The sequence below is a fragment of the Nocardia nova NBRC 15556 genome, assembly GCF_001613005.1.
GTDB classification, from domain to species: Bacteria; Actinomycetota; Actinomycetes; order Mycobacteriales; family Mycobacteriaceae; genus Nocardia; species Nocardia nova.
This window is the reverse complement of sequence record NZ_BDBN01000088.1, coordinates 18,641-40,201: the sequence shown is the minus strand read 5'-3', so window position 1 is coordinate 40,201 and position 21,561 is coordinate 18,641. Positions and strand designations below refer to the sequence as shown.

Annotated in this window: 15 protein-coding genes; 3 read left to right on the top strand and 12 right to left on the bottom strand. The window is 69.3% G+C overall.

The window, feature by feature from the left end:
• Positions 1–293 precede the first annotated feature (293 nt).
• The 7 genes from NN2_RS29185 to NN2_RS29155 are packed head-to-tail and all read right to left on the bottom strand — an operon-like array spanning position 294 to position 10,573.
• The gene (locus tag NN2_RS29185; protein ID WP_063017717.1) at positions 294–1,304 is read right to left on the bottom strand and encodes a UbiA prenyltransferase family protein; all 1,011 of its coding nucleotides are present in this window, start codon (positions 1,302–1,304) and stop codon (positions 294–296) included.
• Positions 1,305–1,342: 38 nt separating this feature from the next.
• Positions 1,343–2,302, bottom strand: coding sequence for a ScbA/BarX family gamma-butyrolactone biosynthesis protein (locus tag NN2_RS29180; protein ID WP_063017707.1), 960 nt, complete (start codon positions 2,300–2,302; stop codon positions 1,343–1,345).
• A complete protein-coding gene (locus NN2_RS29175) occupies positions 2,299–3,201 on the bottom strand; it encodes a nucleoside-diphosphate kinase (protein ID WP_063017705.1) in 903 nt (300 codons plus the stop codon). Before NN2_RS29175 ends, NN2_RS29180 begins: the two co-directional genes overlap by 4 nt.
• Entirely contained in the window at positions 3,198–4,292 is a 1,095-nt protein-coding gene (locus tag NN2_RS29170; protein ID WP_063017699.1) for an SDR family oxidoreductase, read from the bottom strand. Before NN2_RS29170 ends, NN2_RS29175 begins: the two co-directional genes overlap by 4 nt.
• A complete protein-coding gene (locus tag NN2_RS29165) occupies positions 4,289–4,540 on the bottom strand; it encodes an acyl carrier protein (RefSeq protein WP_063017697.1) in 252 nt (83 codons plus the stop codon). Before NN2_RS29165 ends, NN2_RS29170 begins: the two co-directional genes overlap by 4 nt.
• On the bottom strand, positions 4,540–7,902 hold the full coding sequence (locus NN2_RS29160) for an AMP-binding protein (RefSeq protein WP_063017695.1): 3,363 nt from the start codon (positions 7,900–7,902) through the stop codon (positions 4,540–4,542). The genes NN2_RS29165 and NN2_RS29160 overlap by 1 nt, the downstream gene beginning before the upstream one ends.
• A complete protein-coding gene (locus NN2_RS29155) occupies positions 7,892–10,573 on the bottom strand; it encodes a phosphoenolpyruvate synthase (RefSeq protein WP_245658903.1) in 2,682 nt (893 codons plus the stop codon). Before NN2_RS29155 ends, NN2_RS29160 begins: the two co-directional genes overlap by 11 nt.
• A gap of 270 nt (positions 10,574–10,843) precedes the next feature.
• On the opposite strand from NN2_RS29155, the gene NN2_RS29150 reads away from it, so the two are divergent.
• The 3 genes from NN2_RS29150 (at position 10,844) to NN2_RS37485 (ending at position 13,420) form a co-directional block, all read left to right on the top strand.
• Entirely contained in the window at positions 10,844–11,548 is a 705-nt protein-coding gene (locus NN2_RS29150) for an ESX secretion-associated protein EspG (protein ID WP_063017692.1), read from the top strand.
• Between the two features lie 217 nt (positions 11,549–11,765).
• Positions 11,766–12,140 carry a hypothetical protein gene (locus NN2_RS29145; protein ID WP_030512751.1) on the top strand — a complete coding sequence of 125 codons (375 nt, stop codon included), beginning with the start codon at positions 11,766–11,768 and terminating at the stop codon, positions 12,138–12,140.
• The gene (locus NN2_RS37485; protein ID WP_063017691.1) at positions 12,137–13,420 is read left to right on the top strand and encodes a hypothetical protein; all 1,284 of its coding nucleotides are present in this window, start codon (positions 12,137–12,139) and stop codon (positions 13,418–13,420) included. The genes NN2_RS29145 and NN2_RS37485 overlap by 4 nt, the downstream gene beginning before the upstream one ends.
• Positions 13,421–13,885: 465 nt before the next feature.
• On the opposite strand, the gene proB is transcribed toward NN2_RS37485, so the two are convergent.
• The 5 genes from proB to NN2_RS29115 all read right to left on the bottom strand — a co-directional run bounded on the left by proB (position 13,886) and on the right by NN2_RS29115 (position 21,123).
• Positions 13,886–15,004: a glutamate 5-kinase gene (gene proB, locus NN2_RS29135; protein ID WP_063017715.1), complete on the bottom strand. Its 1,119-nt coding sequence runs from the start codon at positions 15,002–15,004 to the stop codon at positions 13,886–13,888.
• Positions 15,005–15,109: 105 nt separating this feature from the next.
• On the bottom strand, positions 15,110–16,570 hold the full coding sequence (gene obgE, locus NN2_RS29130) for a GTPase ObgE (RefSeq protein ID WP_063017690.1): 1,461 nt from the start codon (positions 16,568–16,570) through the stop codon (positions 15,110–15,112).
• A 126-nt stretch (positions 16,571–16,696) separates the two neighbouring features.
• The gene (gene rpmA, locus NN2_RS29125; RefSeq protein ID WP_030512747.1) at positions 16,697–16,963 is read right to left on the bottom strand and encodes a 50S ribosomal protein L27; all 267 of its coding nucleotides are present in this window, start codon (positions 16,961–16,963) and stop codon (positions 16,697–16,699) included.
• Positions 16,964–17,011: 48 nt separating this feature from the next.
• On the bottom strand, positions 17,012–17,323 hold the full coding sequence (gene rplU / locus NN2_RS29120) for a 50S ribosomal protein L21 (protein ID WP_030512746.1): 312 nt from the start codon (positions 17,321–17,323) through the stop codon (positions 17,012–17,014).
• 341 nt (positions 17,324–17,664) lie between these two features.
• Positions 17,665–21,123 (bottom strand): translation initiation factor IF-2 N-terminal domain-containing protein, encoded by a 3,459-nt coding sequence (locus tag NN2_RS29115; RefSeq protein WP_063017689.1) that lies wholly within the window; start codon positions 21,121–21,123, stop codon positions 17,665–17,667.
• Positions 21,124–21,561 lie beyond the last annotated feature (438 nt).

Sequence of the window (21,561 nt, the reverse complement as noted above, 5' to 3'; positions counted from 1 at the left end):
CAGCCCACCCGGGCCGGTCCGCGCGGCGCGGCCGTACGGCTGCGGGGCGGCGGACATCGGATACCTCCGGAAGGGTCGTGGTTGCACCCGACGCCACGAACGAGACACCGGACCGCGAGCCCGACGCGGCAAGGGCAAACCGCGCCGGATCCGGTGTGCCGCACGATGCGAAGGGGGCAATCCTGCGGCGCCGGGTGCTACTTCCAAGCGTGCGCGCTCGCGGCGGCCCGGTCACTGCCCTTTCAGTGGCCTTCCGATGCCCCTGGACCGTGAACCCCTGTCCGCCATGGGAACTATCGCCAGGTCACGGCCGTGACGATGAGAATCAGATACAACACCAGTACGAATACCACAGCCGGGATGACGGGATACGCGCGGGTGGCCGAATCCGACTCCCCGCCCGATTCACCGGACGACGCCGGACCGGCTCGGACAGGTTCGGGCGGCGACGGCGAGACCGATGTCCTGGTGAGGAACGAGCCTGCCGCCAGGGCCGGAAGTAGCAACAGTCCCACCGGTATCCACAGCAGCAGCGCCCACGGCAGCGGATGGTCCCACGGTCGGCTGAGCAACACATCGGCACCGACCGCGAGGGCCGCGAAACCCACGGTCGCGACGACGCTCCCCCGCACTCCCAGCACATTCGAGTAGTACCACTGCCCCGGCCTGACGTCGGCCACCGTCTTGCGCGCGAATTCGAAGTGCAGGAACGCGCCCGCGAAGATCAGTGCGACCCAGGCTGTCCGCCAACCACTTTCGACCTGCCCGGTATCGATCGCCGAGCGCACGAGGTAGGCGATGATCCACAACTGCACCGGGTAGGTCACGGCCAGGTTCAGCAGCAGGTCGCCGCGTATCCGCGCCGACACGCTTTCCAGCGCCCACAGCGCGAGGCCGTACCCCATCGCGGCGACGACGAGGGCCGCGGACCACCACGACAGCAGCGACGACACCACTGTCAGCGCCACCGCGATCACCCCGATCGCGATCCACAGTTCGCCGACACCTACCGCCCCCGTGACCAGCGGCCGCTCCGGATTGTGCACGCGGTCGTAGTCGAGGTCCTTGATCTCGTCCACCATGCGCAGATACAGCAGCAGGAGCGCGACGACGAGGACGCGCACCGCCGTCGCCCATCCCGGGCGCCATGCGGAGTCCGGATGCGACACCACGGCCGCGGTGCCCTCCACAGCGCCGACGAACAGGACCGCGTAGAGCAGATGATGCGTTTCGTAGCGCGCGACGGTGAACCGCGCGATCCGCACGAGGGCCGATCCGGACGCTCGATATCGGTTCGCGGACACTTCCTGCTCCGACCGGCCGGCGGGCGCGGCGGAACCGCTCAGCATTCCGCCTCGTCGGTGTCGTAACTCAGGCCGATGCGCGCGGCCACCCCACCGCATTGGTGGATTTCGCAATCGATCTGTCCCGGAACGGAATCCGAGGCGCGCGCCACACATTCGGCGCGGTGGTCCAGTTCCACGAACCGCTCGAAGGAACTGGAGACCCCGATCAGCCGGCCCGGCTCCGACACCGCCATCGCGGTGACCGTCTGACGTGCCGCCTCGAGCAGCACACTGCCGGGCACGTGATCCACCGGGTGGTCGAACAGGATCGGATGCCCGGTGTCGATCACCAGCTCGGCGCCCGCCGCCGCGCCCGCCCGTCGCAGCGGGCCGATCACCACATTGCGCGCGTTGGCCCGGCCCACGTCGGTCGCCTCGGCCGACTGCCCGGGTGGCAGCGCGGCGCCGATGTCGCCGAGCCCCAGTGCGGTGCGCAAACCGCCGCGCAGCGCCTCCCAGCGCGACGGCGACACCCAGGTGAAGGATCCGTCCACGATCATCAGCGGCACTCCCCCGCATTCGATGTCGAGCACCATATCCACACCCTGCAGCACCTCGCCGCGCCGATGGCGGCGCGAAATCTGCACCGACATCACAAGATCCGCGGGCGCGGGCCCGATCGCCCAGTTGTCGCTCTCGGCGACCGCACCGTTGAAGGTGCGCACCACGAAGCCGAAATCCTGTGGAACGCCGAAGTATTCGTGCGTGAGCGCGATTGCCGCCTGGCGGGCCGCCTCCATCACCAGCAGGGGGTCGTAGCTGCCGTCCCACGGTGCCAGGTGGTCGCCGTAGAAGGCGTGCATGCGCGGTAGCTGGGCGCCGACCACGAATTCGTCGGACCGCGCGGCGTGCAGGGAGGTGACGAAGACTTCCGATACCGCGCAGCGGTGGGCGAGATGGCGGGAGATGGTGTGCACATGGCTCGCGGTCGGGATGGTCGCGGTGTCGATCGTCATGGTCGTGCCTCCAACCAGTCGTGTGCGGATACCGGGGGCAGGGTCTGGCGCCGCCCGCCGTTGCGCATGGGAAGTACCTGGGAGCCGAGGACGATGGCCGACCACGGATCGATCGAACGGCCCGTGGCCCAGGCGCGCCGCAACAGCAGCGCACAGTCCTCGTCTCGATCGGGATCGAAGTCCGCCGGAACGTCGCCGAGGTCGGCGAGCAGACGCGCGGTGGCGGCGGAACGCGTGAAAACCCGTGCGGGAGTGCGGGAGTACAGCTTCGCGGCGCAGGCGGCGGCTTCGGCACCGCGGTCCTGCCCGGTCCCGATCTCATGCAGCACCCGCGCGCGGGTGTCGGTGTCGAAGTAGATCGCGAACTCCCGCAGCACATCGGCCGGATCGTCCGGCGAATGCACCAGATTCAGCAGATAGCTGTATCTGCCCAGAACATAACGTAATTCGCCCGGCTGCCGCTTACCCGGATCGGTCGGTCCCTTGGCCGCCGTGAGCCGCACCGAGGTCGGCAGCGTCTCCGGTTCGCCGGAGACGACGAGGACCAGCGCGTCGGAAATCTCGGTCAGCAGATCGGCCAGTCGCCGTCGCTCCGGCGAGGCGATATTCCACGCGAAATACCACAGCGCGCGCACCAGATGCCGGTCGACCACGCAGATACGGGACGCCACGACACGGAAGTCGTTGTCCCGCAACCACTGCAGGGTCGGTTCGACCGCCCGGGCCACGATCGCGTCCGGTTTCAGCAGCAGCAGTGAGTATCGGCGGGAGAATTCGGCCGCGTCGAGTCCGGCCGCACCGAGGTGGTCGACGGTCTCCTGGACGTAGGTGTCCTCGGCATAGGCGGCCGCCTTGTCCGGCAGCGGTGTCGACGCCGCCAGCAGTTGCGCCAGGTTCATCGGCTGCCTCCCGTCTTCGCGCCCGAGGTGAAGCGCGCCAGCACCTCCGGTACCGAGGGCAGCGGATCGCCGAGGTAGCCGCTTTCCAGGCAGTGGTCCAGGAGCACTCGCAGATACGGCTTGCCGGTCGCGGGACAATCCCGTCCGAGCAGGGCGTGGGTCGCGGTGGTGTCGAACAGCGGGCGGCGGGCGAAGTAGCTCGTATAGAGCGCGCCGATGCGCTGGAAGTATTCACGTTCCAGCGGTTCCAGGTCGTCCACCGAGAAGGTGGCTTCGGGAACGAAGGTCGCGACGTGGAAGGACGGATATTCGGCGAGGACGTCCGAAATATCGCGCAGCGACAGCGCATCGGCGCCGACGGCGTGAAAGGTCTGTCCCACAGCGGATTCGAAGTCGGTGGCGGCGGCGGTGATCACATCGGCGACGAAGTCGACCGGGGCGAGTGCGATCGTGGCGTCGTAGCGGCCGGGCAGCGAACGCAGTTTGCCCTCGACGATCAACTTCACCACCGTGTAGAGGTTCTTGTAGTCACGGATCACGCCGGTGCCGGCGGCGCCGGTGACGACACCGGGGCGCACGACCGCCCAGCGCAGTCCCGGTGTGCAACGCACCTGACGTTCGGCACGGAACTTACTGTCCTCGTAGCCGTTTCCGAACGCTTGCCCGACGTCGAGTTCCGCCTCGGCGACGACACCGGTCCGCATCCCGCAGACATAGGCGGTGCTCACGTACACCAGCGGCACGTCCCAGCGCAGCGCCAGCTCGATCGCGTGCGCGGTGCCGCGCACGTTCAGTTCCTCGTAGTCGCCGGCGGTGGCGTCGAAAGCGGTGGTCGCGGCGGCGTGCACGATCATGCCGACGCGGGAACCGAGTTCGGCGGCGTCGTGCCGGGACAGGCCGAACCCCAGCCGCCGGATATCGCCGCGCACCGTCTCGATGCCGTCCAGCTGCGAACCGTCGTTGCCGACGATCCGCGAAGTGCTGTGCAGCACACCGACAACGGGCCGTCCCGCCGCACCGAGGCGCGCCACCACCTCGGCGCCGACCAGGCCGCCCGCGCCGGTCACCAGTACGGCGTCGTGGCCGGTCACAATCCCACCCCCTCGATCAGGGTCACCACGTCCCCGATGCGGCGCACGCCGGCCAGCTGTTCGGGGCGGTAGCGCGGTAGGTCGAAGGCCTGTTCGAGGACCAGCGTCAGCTCCATCAAGCGCAGCGAGTCGAAGCCGAGATCCTCGATCAGCCGCAACCGGTCACCCGGTTCGGCGGGCGGCGCCGGCGCCATCGCGACGACGAGTCGGCGAACCCGTTCCGCCACTGGGCTGTCCACATTCGTCATCACTGTCCTCCGTCGTGCTGGTGGGGTTGCTGCCCGCCCGAGCCGAGCAGGTCGCGGGCCTCGTCGAGGGGCAGTTCGGTGTCGAGGTAGGCGGCCGGGCGCAGCCAGTCGTAGCTGATGTCGAGGGTGCGCCGCCATTGCTCCCGCGAATCGAACGACGCCGGGAACTGCGTGCCACCGGCGATCTCTCGCACGGCCGCAGCGAGTTCGTCCAGCACGGCCAGCTCGTCCAGGCCGCTCGCACCCGATCCGAGGACCGCGGAGAAGCGCAGTGCCGACGCGCGGTCGGCCAGCTCCCGCAGCGATCCCGCATCCGGCACCAGCGCGGTCAGCGTCGGACCGGGCGCGACGTCCGCGGGTAGCGGGTGAATACCGTAGGTGGACAGCACCATTCGCACACACATGGCGATCGTGCGATGCGCCGCGATATCGGCAACCGCACCCTGGCCCGCCTTGACCGCGCCCATCAGATCCTCGCGCGCGTTCTCCAGGACCACGTTCGACCAGACCACCTCCATCGCACAGGCGACGAAGCGCCGGGCCGGCAGCGGTGACAGGGTCGCGATATCCCCGTCCGCGCCGCCGCCGGCGAGTCCGAGCGCGGGCATCCGCGTGGACGGAATCGGCGTGACGGGGCGTAGCGGTTTGCACATGGCGAGCGCGGGACGCAGTATCTCGCCGCCGCGCAGAGCCAGTCCGACGAAGCCCAGGCGGACGAATTCGGCGAGTTCGGTCCCGATCGGCGACCGGCGCAGGATGTCGGCGACCGATTTGCGGGCGACGACGGCACGCCAGGCCGCGGCACCGCGAGCCGAGAGCGCGAAGACATCGGTGTCGTCGCGCAGGACATGGATCCGGTCCCCGATAGGCCAGGTGGTCACGCCGTCGATCCGGGCCAGCAGAATCCGGTCGGGATCATCGGCGACGTCCGCGATGCCGAATCGCCGAGCCAGTGCGAGCAGCTCGTCGAGTGTCGCGGTGTCCGGAAGACCACGGTAGGCGTCGATCAGCTCGGCGGCGCCCGGATCGACCGAGGCTATTCGATCGAGCTGTCGCGGAAGCCATTTCGTCTCGATATAGGTTTCCCCGCGCGTCGCGCCCCACGATTTGACGGCTTGGAGCAGGCCGTCGCGGGCCCACCCGTCGGCTTCCGCGTCGGCGCCCATCGCGTGCAACGCGACCGCGAACCACAGCGCGTGCCGGCTGCGCCGAGCCCACCAGTCGGACACGGTCGCCGCGAAGGTGCCGGCGGGCAGCAGCGCCGACAACCCGTCCAGATCCACGGCCGCGCTCGACCGCACCACCGTCGCGTTCCGGAACCGCTGACACCGGTTCAGCACGTCCTCGTCGAGGTCACCGGCGCCGTCCGCACCGGCCACCCGCGCGAGTTGCGCCCGCAGTTGCGCCTCGGACCGGGTGCGGATCTCGATGCGACGGCCGTCGGCGAACACCACGGTCGGTAGCGTCGGCATCTCCTCGGCACCGGGTGCCACGATCAGGAAGTCGATATCGGAACCCTCGTTGCCGAACCCCTCCGCCAGCGACCCCTCGAACAGAGCGGCGGAATTCGGCGGGATCGAGACCGTTTCCAGTGCGGCGGCCAGCAGCCGCTCGGCACGATCGAGCGGCAGCGCGGGCTCGGTGGACAGACCCGCCGTGGTGGTGTCGGTGGCGGGATGTTCGGTGGCGCCCGCCAAACGCCCCTCGGTATACAGCTGCCACATGTGGCGGCGGCGCGGTTTGCCGCTCGAGGTGCGGCGGATGAAGCCACGCGGTCCGGTGACGACGCCCACGGTGCCCGCGGGCCCCAGTTCGCCCCGCACCACGGTCCGGGCTCGGGCAATCCACTCCCCCGGCGCGGTTTCGGCGAACAGCACGATGCCGGGTGTGGCGCCGCCGGTCAGCGAGACCGCCGCGAGCTTGCCCTTGGTGATACCGGTTTCGCGGGCCACCCGCGATTCGATGTCCTCCATGAACACCGAACGTCCCCGGACCTTCAGGCTCGTGCCCATCCGGCCCAGCACGAATACCTCGTCGTGATACCGGAATCCGGCGTCGCCGGTGTAGAGCCGGCCGTCGGTGATGCGTGTTGCGCCGCCAGTGCCGTCGGTATAGCCGAGTGCGACCGAATCGCCGATCACCACCATCTCCCCGAGCACCCCGTCGGGCAGTTCGCGGCCGTCCTCGTCCACGACCACGACGGTGGATTCGGGAGTGGAGAAGCCGAGGCCGGTGATCCAGCCCGGGCCGCTCACCCACCGATCGTCGGCGAGTGCGACCTCCGCGACGACTCGCACCCGCTCACCGGGCCGCAGGGTCGCCGTATCGAGGCGCAAGGCCGTCAGCGGCCGGTCACGCGCCGAGGAGGTGACCATCAGCGTGGCCTCGGCCAGACCGTAGGCGAGGGTGTAGGCCCGGGCGGAAAAGCCGCGCGCGCCGGTGAGTTCGGCGAACGACCGCAGATCCTCGACTTCGACCGGTTCGGAACCGACCGCGAGGGTCCGCCATCCGGACAGGTCCAGATCGGCGATGTCGTCCGGGGAAACGCGGTGTGCGACATAGCCGAGGGCGAACGACGGCGACGGCGAATGCTGGGCGTGCGCCATCGCCCGCAGCCAGCGCGCGGGATCGCGCACGAACTGATCGGGCCGCATCAGATACAGGTCCCCCTGATTGGCGACCGTGGTGAGGAATGCGCCGACGAGGCCCATATCGTGGTAGAGCGGCAGCCAGGAGACCATCGCCTCGCCGGGCCGCCAGTCGATCAGCCGGCTGATCATCCGGATGTTGTTGGCCAGGTTGTGCCACGACACGCGCACCCCGCGCGGGGTTCCGGTCGACCCGGAGGTGAATTGCAGCAGTGCCGTCTCGGCCACGGGCGCGAGCGTCCGTTCGGCGGGCGTCCCGGTTTCGGCCACGACGACCGGTTCGTCGGCGCGCCCGGCCGCGGTCATCGCCTGCCGGACCAGCGCTTCCAGCTCCACCGAGGTGACGACCACGCGGGGCGCGGCTTGGTCGAGTATCGCCGCGACATGCGCGACATACTGCTCCACATCGGCGAACATCGGCGGCGCGATGGGCGTGAACACCCCGCCGCAGGCCCAGACGGCGTAAAACGCGGCGACACAGGGGAATCCGGTCGGCATGACGACGCAGACGCCGGCCTCGTCATCGCCCGCGAGCCCCCGTTCGCGCAGCCGGCCCGCGACCGACCAGGTCAGCTCGGCGAGCTCCGCGTAGCTGCGGAACTGCCAGCCGTCCGCTTCGTCGGCGAGGTGGATGCCGGTGGCGGTGGCGGGATTCACCAGCCAGCCGCGCACCAATTCCTGGTCGTCGCCGGTCGTCGGCAGTTCACTGGGCATCGCTTGCCTCCCCTTCATCGAGCACGGTGACGGTTCCACTGCTGCCGTCGACCCGCAACGGCATACCGGTACGAACGGATCTGGTGACGCCCGGAATCTGCACCACCGTCGGCACGCCGAGCTCGCGCGCGACGATGGCGACATGGGTGAGCGGGCTGCCGCGCTCGACGACCAGTGCGGTCGCCGACGGCAACACCGCCACCCAGCCCGGATCGGTTCGATAGGTGACGAGCACACCGCCCGCCACATCGCGCGGTTCGTCGACCACCACCGCCGGTCCCATCCCGATACCGCCGCCCGACGGCGTCCCGGTGAAGACCGCGCCCGCGGTCGCCGCCGGAGTGTCGGTGATCGGCACCCAGCCGACCGCCGCGAGTTCGGCCGGACCGAAACCACCGCCATGGGTGACGAAGCGGGCCGGCGCGACCAGGCGCGCGTCGGCGGCGCGCTGCTGTTTGCGGGCGGCGACCACCGCGCGCAGACCGGCCGTCTCGCCGCCCTCGTAGCAGCTGCGCAGTTGCGGCAGCGTCAGGTAGAACACATCGGAGAATTCGTCGATGATATTGCGCCGCACCAGGTCTCGTCCCATGATTCGGATTGTTCGCTTGACCATGCCGAAGGCGCGGGTACGGCAAAAGCGCAGACTCTCCCGATGCGCGGCACAGCGAGCCACCTTGCGCCGCAAGCGTTCATAGATCACACGGCGCCAACCACGCAGGTGCGCATCGAGATATCGTTGCGCGTTGTCGGCGGCGCGGTCCTGCTGTTCCGGTAGCGCCGCCAGCACCATGACGAACAGGCCCGACGGATCCTCCCGCAGATCCGGCGTCTCGAGCTTCAGTTCGTCGAGGCTGCGATAGCCGTAGCGGTCGATGTATTCGTCGACGCGCGCCCGGAATTCGTCGTGGCCCGCCGTCACCAGCGCGTCGTACACACCTTCCGGGGCAGTGCTTTCCAGTAGTTTGCGCAGTTCGGCGTTCTCGCGGACGGTGGCGGCAAGGGCGGACATCGCGCGGGCCGGCTCGGCGGATTCGACGTCGGCCCCGGGCCCCGCGACGGCGTAGAGGAACCACTCCGGCGCCTTCGGCAGGAATAGCCGGGTGAGCACGTACAGCAGGCCGGTGAGGGTCAGCAGCATCGCGTCCAGAACCATCATCGGACCCCAGCGGTGCACCAGCTCCCGATCGAGTTCGCGATAGCGGGCGTAGGCCTGAGCGCCGGTGTCGGCGCTGTCGTCATGGGATTCGAAATCGTCGTAGACGCGGTAGAAATCGTCGAGGAACCGCCGCATCATGGCGTCGATCCCGGCGATGCGGCGCAGATAGATCGCGGTGGTGCGCGTCCGGGACAGCACTCGCCGCACCGGATTGCCGAAAGTGAACGGGCGCAGCGTCTTAGCGATGTCGTCGGGCAGTGGTTCGGCCACGCCGAGCGCGGCCTCGAGGACACGGCGGTTGAGCGGATAGCCGGGCGCGATGCCGACCATCCGGTACCAGTGCAGCAGGTTGTAGTAGACGCGGCCGTGGAAGTAGCCGAGCAGCACCGGAGTCCAGCTGTCGGTCTGCGCAACCTGCGCCCGCGGCACGCCCAGGGATTCGGCGTATCCGCGATACACCCGGCCGTAGATATCGGCCGCGGTGGTGAAGGTGAGCGGTGAGGTGATCCCGCTGAAACTCTCGATGATGTTGGAGTTGTCCCAGATTCGCAGGTCGCCGTCCGGCACCGCCTCCCCGGCGCCGCGCAACGAATCTCCGACCGCGGTGGTCACCGGGCGTGCCTGCAGCACCCAGAGCCGGCCTTCCGCATCGAAGGCCCATTCGACGTCCTGCGGGGCGCCGGTCGAGCTCTCGATCCGACGGCCGACCTCGATCAGCCGGGTCACCTGATCCGGAGTGAGCGCCGGTCGTGAACGCAGCGCGGGATCGACCTCCACCGCGATGCAGCCCTGGTCGCCGTCGGGTCGGTAGCGAGTCGCCTTCTCTCCCAAGGTCGTATCGATGACTTCGCCCGAAAACTTGTCCACGACATAGGTATCGGCGTCCACCGCACCAGAGACCAGCCCTTCGCCCAGTCCGTAGACGGCACTGATCAGCATCCGGTCCGTAGCGCCGGTGCTCGGATCGCAGGTGAACAGCACACCGCTGGCCTCCGCCGCGATCAGGCGTTGCACGATGACCGCCGGCATCTCCGGAAGCGCCAGTCCGTGCGCGAAACAGTAGGTGATCACCCGCGGCGACAACGCCGAGGCCCAGCAGGCCGTCACCACCGAGGCGATCGCCTCGGCGCCGGAGACGTTCAGGAACGAATCGAATTGCCCGGCAAACGAATACGTGGTTCCGTCCTCCACCGCCGCAGACGACCGGACCGCCACCGGACCACGGCCGAGACGCCGCCACACCTCGTCCATCGCGCCGACGAGAGCATCCGGAGGTGTGGCGGTCATGATGCTCGCGCGCAGCCGGGCGCCGCGGATCAGCGCCTCGTCGAGGTCGGTGGCGACCACGAAATCCGCTGCCGCCGTGACGATCTCGGACGGCATGTGCTCGAACAGCGCCGGCTCGACGACCAGCCAATCCGGCACCGGCAACGCCGCATCGCGCAACCGACGCAGCCCGGCCGCCTTCCCGCCCGCCTCCGCGGCTTCGGCAAGGCTCGCTTCGGATTCGTGCACCAGGTCTCCTGTCATCGCGGACCGTGCGCCTGCCCAGCGGTCGCTCGCAGAGTTCGTAACGATATATCTGAAGTGTCGACGTTTCGGAATACCGGTGATCACGTATCCGGCATGCCGCGATGCACAGGCGGTCACCACGGCGTTGTCTCGATATACCGGCCCCGCTCACCGGTGTTAACCGAATTCCGAACAAGATCGGCTGGCCGCCCGCCGGGTGCGCGGCTACGCTACGTTGAGGCTCGTGACGATCGGTGGAGGGTGTAATTCGGCGTGAGTTGGACATTCACACCGGACGAGTTCGCGCACATCTGGCGCGAGACCGACCTCGATCGCCATCCCTTCCCGCTTCGCATTCTCGAGTCACCCCGCACCGAGGACGAGGCGGCCACCTTGCGCAAGACCCTCGAGGTACGGCTGCCGCTCGGCGCGGACCCCGACCTGTCCGCCTGTCTGCGCATCCTCGCCGCGCCGCACACCCGCGTGGTCGCGATCGGGGGCGCGCACAGCGCGGGAACCGAAATCCGGGCGGTGGCGGCGGCGATCTACGACCACGCCGTACTCGCGATCCAGGAACCGGGACGCACACCCGGATTCGGCGGATCCATCCGCTTGTCGATCGGTCACACCGCCAAACTGGGCGCCCGCATCGCCGCCCTGCTGCCCGAGTGCCCGGCCGGAGGCGAACCCGCACGCTCGGCGCCGAGCGAAGCGGTGCGCGACGACGACTGCCCACGGCCGACCTCGCCGCCGGCGCCGCGCATACGCCGCCTGCTGCTGAAACCGCATACCGCCGAGGGACATATCCGCATCGAATCCGGATTGGACCGGGCCACACCACCCCCACCGCTGTACTACACCTGGATCGACGTCGCCGACGACGGGCGCTATCTCATCAAGGCGGGCGACGAAGTCCACATCGTGCCCGCGAGCCGGCAGCAGATCGGCGCTCATCTGCAAAAACGCATTCCGCGATGACTGTGGCATGCACGGATTCGGGCAACTCGGGCTGACCGGACATCGCCGGAACCAGTAAGCTGGGTCGACCTGCAGCCTCACCGGGAAGCCGCCTCGGCCATCCCTCATCGGGCTGTGTGATTACAGCCCAATGGGGAGCCCTACGTGGTAATGCTCCGCTGCCGCCTTCGGGCGTTCCCCATTAGGCTGATCGGACCGACCGATCTCAGGGGTGCGCATGACGATCGAGACCAGCCAGGCCGATATCACCCGTTTCCTGCAGGCCGCGCGTGGGGGAACCGTCACCTTCGATCCTGCGGCCGCGCGTGGGTGCGCGGAGATCTATCAGCAGCAGGCCGACCGGCTTCGGGAACTACAGCAGCGCCTCGATTCGGTGTCGCAGCTCAGCGGCTTCGGAGGCTTCTTCTCCGCGCAGCAGCTACAGGCCGGCTTCGGCCGTAAGGCGCGCGATGCGGCCGAACTGCTCGACCAGTACATTGCCGCCGCCTACCGCATGAAAGAGGCCTTCCTGACCAGCGCCGGGCTCTACGAGGAGGCCGATTCCGCGCATGCGGCCGCGCTGCGGGCGATCTCCTCCGGACTGTCGCGATGAGTGCCGAATTCCGTTACGGGCCGGCCGCTTCGCACACCGACCCCCAATACATCAGCGCCATGGAACATTTCGAGTCGATGACGCATGAGCAGATCCACACCGGAACCGAGAAGATCGAGGCCGGTGAGATTCTGCAGGCCTCGCTGATCTGGTTGGAGGCGGCCGCCACGCTGACCGGATCCATGCCCGCCACCCGATCGCAGGCCGAACGAATCATGGATCACGCCGGATGGCAGGGCCCGGCCGCCGAGGCCGCCGCCGCGAGCGCGCACAGCTTCGCCGCCTCCGTCGACGAGTTGGCCGCTGTCTTCGGTGAGGTCGGTGCTCGGCTCGGGGCGGTCGCCGGAGCCGCGGAAGCTGTCAAAATGGCGGTACCGCCGCCGGGCGATTCCGGACCGGTGGGCGCCATCGCCCGGGTGCTCGAGGCCGCGCATGTGATCGATGCGCGCATCGCCCAGGAGGTCATGCGTCAAGAGGCGATTCTGACGATGAACATGATCTACAAACCGGCCTACTCCGCCGCGGGCACCGCGGTCCCGGCCCTGCCCGAACCCCCGGCACAAGCCGACCCCGGCGGACCGCGCCCCAGCGCTCCCGCAAGCCCGGACGGCGACCGGCCGCAATCACACCAAAGCCCCACCGCCCCACTGCCTTCCGAGCCGGAGCCCTCGACACCCGATCAGGCACCGGACTCGGCCACTGCCCCCGGCACACCCACGCCGCACTCGCCGTCTGCACCCGCACCCGCACCCGCACCCGCACCCGCACCCGCACCCGCACCCGCACCCGCACCCGAGAGCCCAGCTCCCGCACCTTCGCAGACGCAACCCGCGCCCGCGCCCGGCGACCCGGCACCGAGTCCCTCGGCGCCACCCCCCGCCGCACCGACACACGATCCGGGCCCGGCGCCGACCCCGGCGCCCCCGACCTCCTCCGCTCCTACCTCGCCCGACCCGACGCAGGCGCCCGCACCGTCCGGTCCGGACAGTTCGGTGCCGCCGGGTCCACCGCCGCCCGATCCGAATGCCGCGCCGCCGGCCACCACCGCACCGGCTCCCCCGCCACCCTCCGGCACCCCCGCACCGCACTCACCCGACCCGTCGGCATCCACCCCGCCACCCCAATCCCCCACGCCCGCACCACCTCCGGCCCCCGGCCCATCCGACCCGTCGGCGCCTCCGCTCACCGACCAGGAAGGTCAGCCAGGTATCACCGGCCCCATCCCCAACACCGATACACCGACGACTCCCGACCAACCCGGGGTATCGCCGCCGGGCTGATCGGTATTCGGGGGCGTGAGATTTCGGCAGTCCAGCTATGTCCGGACACATCACCCAGCGCTCAACCCAGGTGAGCCGGCCGACGACTGCGGAACAGGAGTAGCAGCTCCCGTCGAGGACGTTGTCGTCGGCGCACACACGTAGCCCTCATCCCCAACACCGACACATCGGCGACTCCCGACCACCGGTGTATCCCCGGGGCCGATCGATAGTCGGTCGCGCGAGATTCGGCAGTCGCCGCCGGGCCGGGCGGAACGCGCCCCGCCCGGTCCGGGCACCGCTGTTGATCAGCGTGGCGCGGCGGTAGGAACTCCGTCGAGAATGTTGCCGCCGACCGACACGGCGGCATCGATCGCGACGTTTCGACAGCCTTCTCATCGAACGGCTCGGCGGCGGAGCCGGAACGTACAGAGGCCGAGTGGCTTTCGCGCTGCGGGTACGACTCTCGATCCGGAGCCGAGATGCCTACAGCTTCACCAGATCGTCGGCGTGAATGACGGGGCGCTGCATACCTTCCGGCAGTTCGGAGGTGGAGTGGCCGGCCATGGCTTGCAGTTCGGTGCTGTCGTATTCGACGACGCCGCGCGCTACGGTGCGGCCGTCGGGAGCGAGCAGGTCGACCACATCACCGCCGTAGAAGCGGCCCTTGACACCGGTGATGCCGGCGGCGAGGAGCGACCGGCGCGAATGCGCGACGGCCCTGACGGCGCCGGCGTCGAGGTGGATGGCGCCGCGGCTGTCGGCGGCGTGGCGGACCCAGAACTTGCGGGCCGACAACCGGACCGGACGCGCGGCGAAGGCCGTGCCCACCGAGGCGTCGCGCAGTGCCAGCGCCGCATCGGAGGCGGCGGCCAACAGGACGGGCACGCCGGCGTCGGCGGCGAGGCGGGCGGCCGAGAGCTTCGACGCCATACCGCCGGTGCCGAGTGCGCCACCGCTACCGGCGATCACACCGTCGAGGTCGGCGCTGTTGCGCACCTCGGGAATGAATGTCGCGGCGCCCTTGCGGGGGTCGCCGTCGTAGAGTCCGTCCACATCCGACAGCAGAACCAGCGCATCCGCACCGACCAGATGCGCCACCAGCGCGGCCAGCCGGTCGTTGTCACCGAAGCGAATCTCCTCGGTGGCGATGGTGTCGTTCTCGTTGACCACCGCGACCGCGTGCAGGGCACGCAAACGGTCGAGGGTGCGCTGCGCGTTGCGGTGGTGTTCGCGCCGGGCGAAGTCACCCGCGGTGAGCAACACCTGCCCCACCACCCGGTCGAATCGGGCGAACGAGGTGCCCCAGGCGTGGGCCAGCGCCAGCTGGCCGACGCTCGCCGCGGCCTGCTTCGTCGCGAGATCCCTTGGGCGGGCGGCCAATCCGAGCGGGGCTATGCCGGCGCCGATCGCACCGGAGGAGACCACCACCACATCCGATCCGGCGCGCATACGGGCCTCGATCGCCTCGGCGAGCTTGTCCAGGCGCGCGTTGTCGAGTCCGCCCTCGAGGCTGGTCAGCGCCGACGAGCCGATCTTGACCACCACGCTGCGCGCGGTCCGGATCGACTGCCTAGTAGTTACCGCTCCCTTATCGTAATCCACCTGTGTCACAACAACACTCACTCACTTGACGCGCCACCACCGTGACGCACGACGACTACCGGACCGGCACGCCCGCACACACCGGCAAACCGGCGTGGCGGGCGATCACGGTTGGTCCTCGTCCTCCGAGACCAGGCCGCGGCGCACCCGGGAGGCATGCTTGCGCTCGGCGGCGGAGATGCGGTCGGTCTGGTCCAGGCGGGGGTCGGTCCCGCGCCCGGTCATCACCATATCGACGCCGGCCGAGATCTGCGGCTCCCACTCGAAGCTCACATCGCCGATGGTGACCTCGGCGCCGGGCACCGCACCCTGGCGAACCAGCTCGTCCTCGACGCCCAGGCGCGCGAGCCGGTCGGCCAGGTAGCCGACGGCCTCGTCGTTGTCGAACTGCGTTTGGCGCACCCATCTTTCGGGGCGCTCACCGCGGACGATGAAGCCGCCCTCGACCTCCGGATCGGGTTCGACGGTGAAGCCGGTCTCCCCGGCCACCACCGGCCGGATCACCGGACGCTTCGGCGCCGCCTTCGGATGCGCCTCGCGATACTCGCGGACCATATCGGCCAGCGCGAAGGTCAACGGCCGCAAACCTTCCCGGCTCACCGCAGAGATCGTGAACACCGGCCAGCCGCGCTCGGTGAACTCGGACGTCACCATCTCGGCCAATTCGGCGGCGTCGGGGATATCGGCCTTGTTGAGGATGACCACGCGCGGCCGATCGGCCAGATCGCCCAGGCCGGCGTCGGCCTGCAGGGCGGGGCGATAGGCGGCCAGTTCGGCCTCGAGCGCGTCGACGTCGGAGATCGGGTCGCGGCCGGGTTCCAGCGTGGCGCAATCGACTACGTGAGCCAGCACCGCGCATCGCTCGAGATGCCGCAGGAAGTCCAGCCCCAGGCCGCGTCCGTCGCTGGCGCCGGGGATCAGGCCCGGCACATCGGCGACGGTGAAGGTGGTGTCCCCGCTGGACACCACGCCGAGATTCGGCACCAGCGTCGTGAAGGGGTAATCGGCGATTTTGGGCTTGGCCGCCGAGAGCACCGAAACGAGCGAAGACTTTCCGGCCGAGGGGAACCCGACCAGGCCGACATCGGCCACGGATTTCAGTTCGAGAACGAGATCGCGTTCCTCGCCCTCCTCACCCAGCAGGGCGAAGCCGGGCGCCTTGCGGGCGCGCGACACCAGCGCCGCATTGCCGAGTCCGCCGCGGCCACCGCGCGCCGCCACGAACCGGGTGCCCGCGCCGATCAGATCGGCCACGACCTCCCCGCCGTCGCCGATGACGACCGTGCCGTCGGGCACCTTCAGCAGCAGCTCCGAACCCTGTTTGCCGTCGCGGTTACCGCCCTCGCCGGGTTTGCCGTTGCCGGCTTTGGCGTGCGGGTGGAAGTGAAAGTCCAGCAGCGTGTGCACGTTCGGGTCGACTTCGAGAATCACGTCCCCGCCGTTGCCGCCGTTGCCACCGTCGGGTCCGCCGAGCGGCTTGTACTTCTCCCGATGCACCGAGGCACAGCCGTGGCCGCCCTTACCGGCGCGGACGTGCAGTACCACACGATCGATGAATTTGGACATGCCAGCTGGACCTCTGTGTTTCGGTGGACGGTGGTGGTGAGCCTCCCGGAACGGCGAACGGGCCAGGGTTTATCTGCTAAACCCTGGCCCGCTTCGAAGAATGTGTGGAGAAGGCTCCGGCGCGGCTCAGGCCTGCACCGGCTCCGGTACCACGATGTTGACGGTCTTGCGGCCCCGCTTGGTGCCGAACTGGACCGCGCCCGCCTCGAGGGCGAACAGCGTGTCGTCGCCGCCGCGGCCGACGTTGACGCCGGGGTGGAAGTGGGTTCCGCGCTGGCGAACCAGGATCTCGCCGGCCTTGACGGCCTGGCCGCCGAAGCGCTTCACGCCGAGTCGCTTGGAGTTGGAATCGCGACCGTTGCGAGAGCTGGACGCACCCTTCTTATGTGCCATGGCTGAAAACTCCTCGATTCGAAACCGGGTGGTTCCGCTAGGTCGAAATTACTTGATGCCGGTGACCTTCAGGACCGTCAGCTTCTGACGGTGGCCCTGACGCTTGTGGTAGCCGGTCTTGTTCTTGAACTTGTGGATCCGGATCTTCGGGCCCTTGGTCTGCTCGACCACCTCGGCGGACACCGAAACCTTGGCCAGCTTGTCGGCATCGGTAGTCAGCTCGGCGCCGTCAACCACCAGCACCGGCGACAGCGATACGGCCGTGCCCGGTTCACCCTCGATCTTCTCGACCTTCACCAGGTCACCGACCGCGACCTTGTACTGCTTTCCGCCGGTCTTGACGATCGCGTACGTTGCCATCGGTCGGCTGCCCTCTTTCCTCAACTAGTGCTCGGCACTCTGCTCACACGGCCGCCTGCCGGTGGACACCGGAAACCGCCGTACGACTGGTCTGATAGTCACCGCCGCCTCGGTACTTCTTCCGCACCGGAGGGCTCGTTTTCGAGCCGGATCTCATGACAGCGCAGCGTTTTCTCAACACAACACGGTGCTGTCACCGGGCAGCGACTGTCCAAGATTACAGGACTGCCACCCCACGCACCAAACCGGGTCGCCACCACTCCGAACGCGATCCGCGGCGGCGCCCCGCCCGCCGTGCGGGCGGGGCCTGTGCTGCGAGTTCTCCGGTTCGACGCCCCGGATCAGTTCGGCGATTCCGGCGCGCCCGCGGCTCGCCCGGCGGCCCGGCGACGGGTCCGCTGCCGCGGGGTCACCTCGGCCGGAGCCAGCTCGTCGAGCGAGAACTTCGGCGCGCTGTCCTGATCGGCGTCGGTCAGGACGAAGACCGCGCCCCGGCTGTCGGTCGACGGAGCCGACGCGGTGCGAGCCACCCGGCGGCGGCCGCGACGGACACCTGCCTCCGGAGCCTGCTCGTCCGGCTTCTTCTCGACCGGCTTCTTCTCGACCGGCATCTTCTCGACCGGCTTCGTCTCCGCCGGAGCTGGAGTGGACGTGGGCTCGGCCGGCGCCAACTGTGCTCCGATTCGGCCGGTCACCGCGGGCACCCGTTCGGCAGCGGGCTCCTGTGCGGGCCGCCCGGGCTCCGCGACCGGCTCGGAGCCGTCTCGACCGGCGGCGACCACGGAATCGGCTGCTTCCGCTTGCACGGGTTCCGCTCGCACGGCTTCGGCTTCAGCGGATTCGGTGACCTCCGCCGCTGCCGCCCTCGCACGTCCCCGGCGCGAATCCCGCGAGCCCTTGGCCTGCGGGCTCGGTTCCGCCTTCGCCTCGACCGGCGCGGCGGCCTCGGCCACCTCGTCGTCGGTGTGATGCGCGGCCATCGCGAGCGCGACCGGATGAGCGCGCTTGACGGCCGCCTCCTCCTCGGGATGCGCATCCGCGGTCTCGGGCGCGGCGGTGCTCGCCTGCTTGGTGTCCTTGTCGCGGTCCTTGTCCTTGCGGCGGCGACGGCCTTCGCGGCGGCCGGCCCCTTCCTCGGCGGGCGCGGTCTCGACCGGGTAGTTGTGCACGATGATGCCGCGGCCGTGGCAGTGCTCACAGGTGGTGGAGAACGCCTCGACCAGTCCGGTGCCCAGCTTCTTGCGGGTCATCTGGACCAGGCCGAGTGAGGTGACCTCCGACACCTGATGGCGAGTACGGTCGCGTCCGAGCGCCTCGGTGAGGCGACGCAGCACCAGATCGCGGTTGGATTCCAGCACCATGTCGATGAAGTCGACGACGATCATGCCGCCGATATCGCGCAACCGCATCTGGCGCACGATCTCCTCGGCGGCCTCCAGGTTGTTGCGGGTGACCGTTTCTTCCAGGTTGCTGCCGCCGGAACCGGTGAACTTGCCGGTGTTGACGTCGATCACGGTCATCGCCTCGGTGCGGTCGATGACCAGGGTGCCGCCGGACGGCAGCCACACCTTGCGGTCGAGGGCCTTCGCCAGCTGCTCGTCGATGCGCAGGCTGCCGAAGACGTCCACGCCGTTGTTCTCGTAGCGCTCGACCCGGGCCAGCATGTCCGGTGCGACGGTGCGGACGTAGTTCTCGACGGTCGTCCACGCCCGGTCACCCTCGATGACCAGCTTGGAGAAGTCCTCGTTGAACAGGTCGCGGACCACCTTGACCAGCAGGTCCGGCTCTTCGTACAGGGTCTTCGGCGCGCCCGACCCGTTCTCGGCCTGCTTCTCGATGGTCTTCCAGGTGGCCTGCAGCCGCTCGACGTCGCGGGCCAGCTCGGTCTCGCTCACACCCTCGGACGCGGTGCGGATGATCACTCCGGCGTCCTGCGGGACGATATCGCGCAGGATCTCCTTGAGCCGCTTGCGCTCGGTGTCGGGCAGTTTGCGGCTGATACCGGTCGAGGTCCCGCCCGGAACGTAGACCAGGAAGCGACCGGCCAGGCTGATCTGCGTGGTCAGCCGGGCGCCCTTGTGCCCCACCGGATCCTTGCTGACCTGCACCAGGACGGTGTCGCCGGGTTTGAGAGCCTGCTCGATCTTGCGTTCCTTGCCGCCGAGCCCGGCGGCCTCCCAGTTCACCTCACCGGCGTAGAGCACGCCGTTGCGGCCGCGGCCGATATCGACGAACGCCGCCTCCATGCTGGGCAGCACGTTCTGCACCTTGCCCAGGTAGACGTTGCCGACCATGGACGCCGTGCCGGTGTTGGTGACGAAATGCTCGACCAGGATGTTGTCCTCGAGCACCGCCACCTGGGTGGTCGCGCCGACATGCGAGTGTTCACCGGCCGGGAACGACTTCTCGCGGACCACCATGACCCGGTCGACCGCCTCGCGACGGGCCAGGAATTCCGATTCGGTGAGGATCGGCGGGCGGCGGCGACCGGCCTCGCGACCGTCGCGACGACGCTGCCGCTTGGCCTCCAGCCGGGTCGACCCGCTGATGCCCTGCACCTCGTCGACCGCGCGGCGCTTGTTGCGCGGTTCCCGCTCGTGCACGACGGTGTTCGGCGGATCGTCGTCGGCAGGCTCGGATTCGTTGTCTTCACCGGCCTTGCGACGACGGCGACGACGGCGACGGCGGGTGGAACCCTCCGGCGTCGAACCCGACTCGTCGTCGCTCTCCTCGCCGGTCTGCTCGGCGGCCGCTTCCTCGGCGGATTCGTCGGAGTCGGCGTGCGACTCGGCGTCCTCGTCGTCGGATTCGTCGTCGGACTCGTGATCGGCGTGCTGTTCGCCCCGGCCCCGGCCGCGACCGCGACGGCCACGGCGGCGACGACGCGAGCGACCGCCGTCCTCCTGCTCGTCACGCGACTGCTCGTCGTCCCAGTCGCCGCCGGCTTCGGTCTCGGGCTCGGCTGCCGCGACGGACTCGGGCTCCGCCGGAGTTTCCTCCGGCTCGGTGTCGGTGACCTTTTCGCCGGCTTTCTCGGCGGCCTTTTCAGCGGCTTTCTCGGCCGCCTTTTCGGCGGCCTTGGCCTCGCGTTCGGCGCGCCGGCGGCGGCGCATCTCCTCGGCCGCCGCGGCATCCGGCGGCAGGAACAGCGGCGCGGCCGCGATACTCGCCGGCTCGAAGACGACCGGCTCCTCGGGCTGCGCGACGGGCTGCTGGAACGGGCTGGTGAACAGCGAAGTGTGGGGTGCCGATTCGGGCTCGGCGGGGGTCGCCGGCGACTCGGATGTCACTGCGGAGTTCGCCGTGCCGGCGGCCTCGGCGACGCCCGCGGCCTGCACGGTATCGGCGACCTCGGTTTCGGCGACCGCGGTGGAGGCGCCGGACTCGCTCGGCACGGGCTCGCCGGCCGTATCCGGCGCGGTGGCGGTCTGCGCGGTATCGGCCGCGGCGGTGGATGTGGTCGCCGGAGACGCACTCTCGGCGGGCGCCGGAGCAGGCGTCTCGGCCTGTTCGGTCGCGGGCTCGGCCACCGGTTGCTCGGCGCCGGCCTGTGGGGGAACGAGCGCGTCGCGCACGGATTCGGCGACGGTCCGGTCCAGGCTGGATTGGGCACTGCGGGCTTCCGCACCCAGTTCGGTCAGGTGGGCAAGGATGCGCTTGCTGGTGGTTCCCAAAAGTTTCGCCAGCGCGTGCACCCGGATACGTTCGGGCAACTGCGCTGCCTCCCCTACCCCGGCCACCTCGGTCGAGGTGGATTCACCATTGCTCTGCGATGTTCCTTGCGGCTCTTGATCGGCCACGAAATCTCCTCGGGCCCCCGGGCGCGTCCCACTCGTACGAGAGTGACGCGGCCGACGCGGGGGCGCTGTCCGTTCGCCTCACGCCTGTGGCGCAAGGTCTGATGGTCTCGCCCCGCGTGCCCGGTTATCACCTGTCGTACGTCGTTCGGGCTAACTGGTCACGCGGCGCCTGGCTGTTGGCTTGCACACCTGAGCTCGAGCGCTCATCCAGCGTGCCGCCGAACAGCGAGTCTTGTAACCGTCCGGGGCAGCGATGATCGGCGTCGAGCCGCGGTGCCATTCGGTTGCGTTCGCCACCTGCCCCGATAGGTAGGCGTCGATCACATCCGCTTCCAGTATCCCACACAGCGACCCACTGGTACGCCATCGGAGCGCGACCGCCCCGTTTCCGTGGCCCGACCGGCGGCTCTTTCCTACACCTGAGGAGGTCTTTGCCGA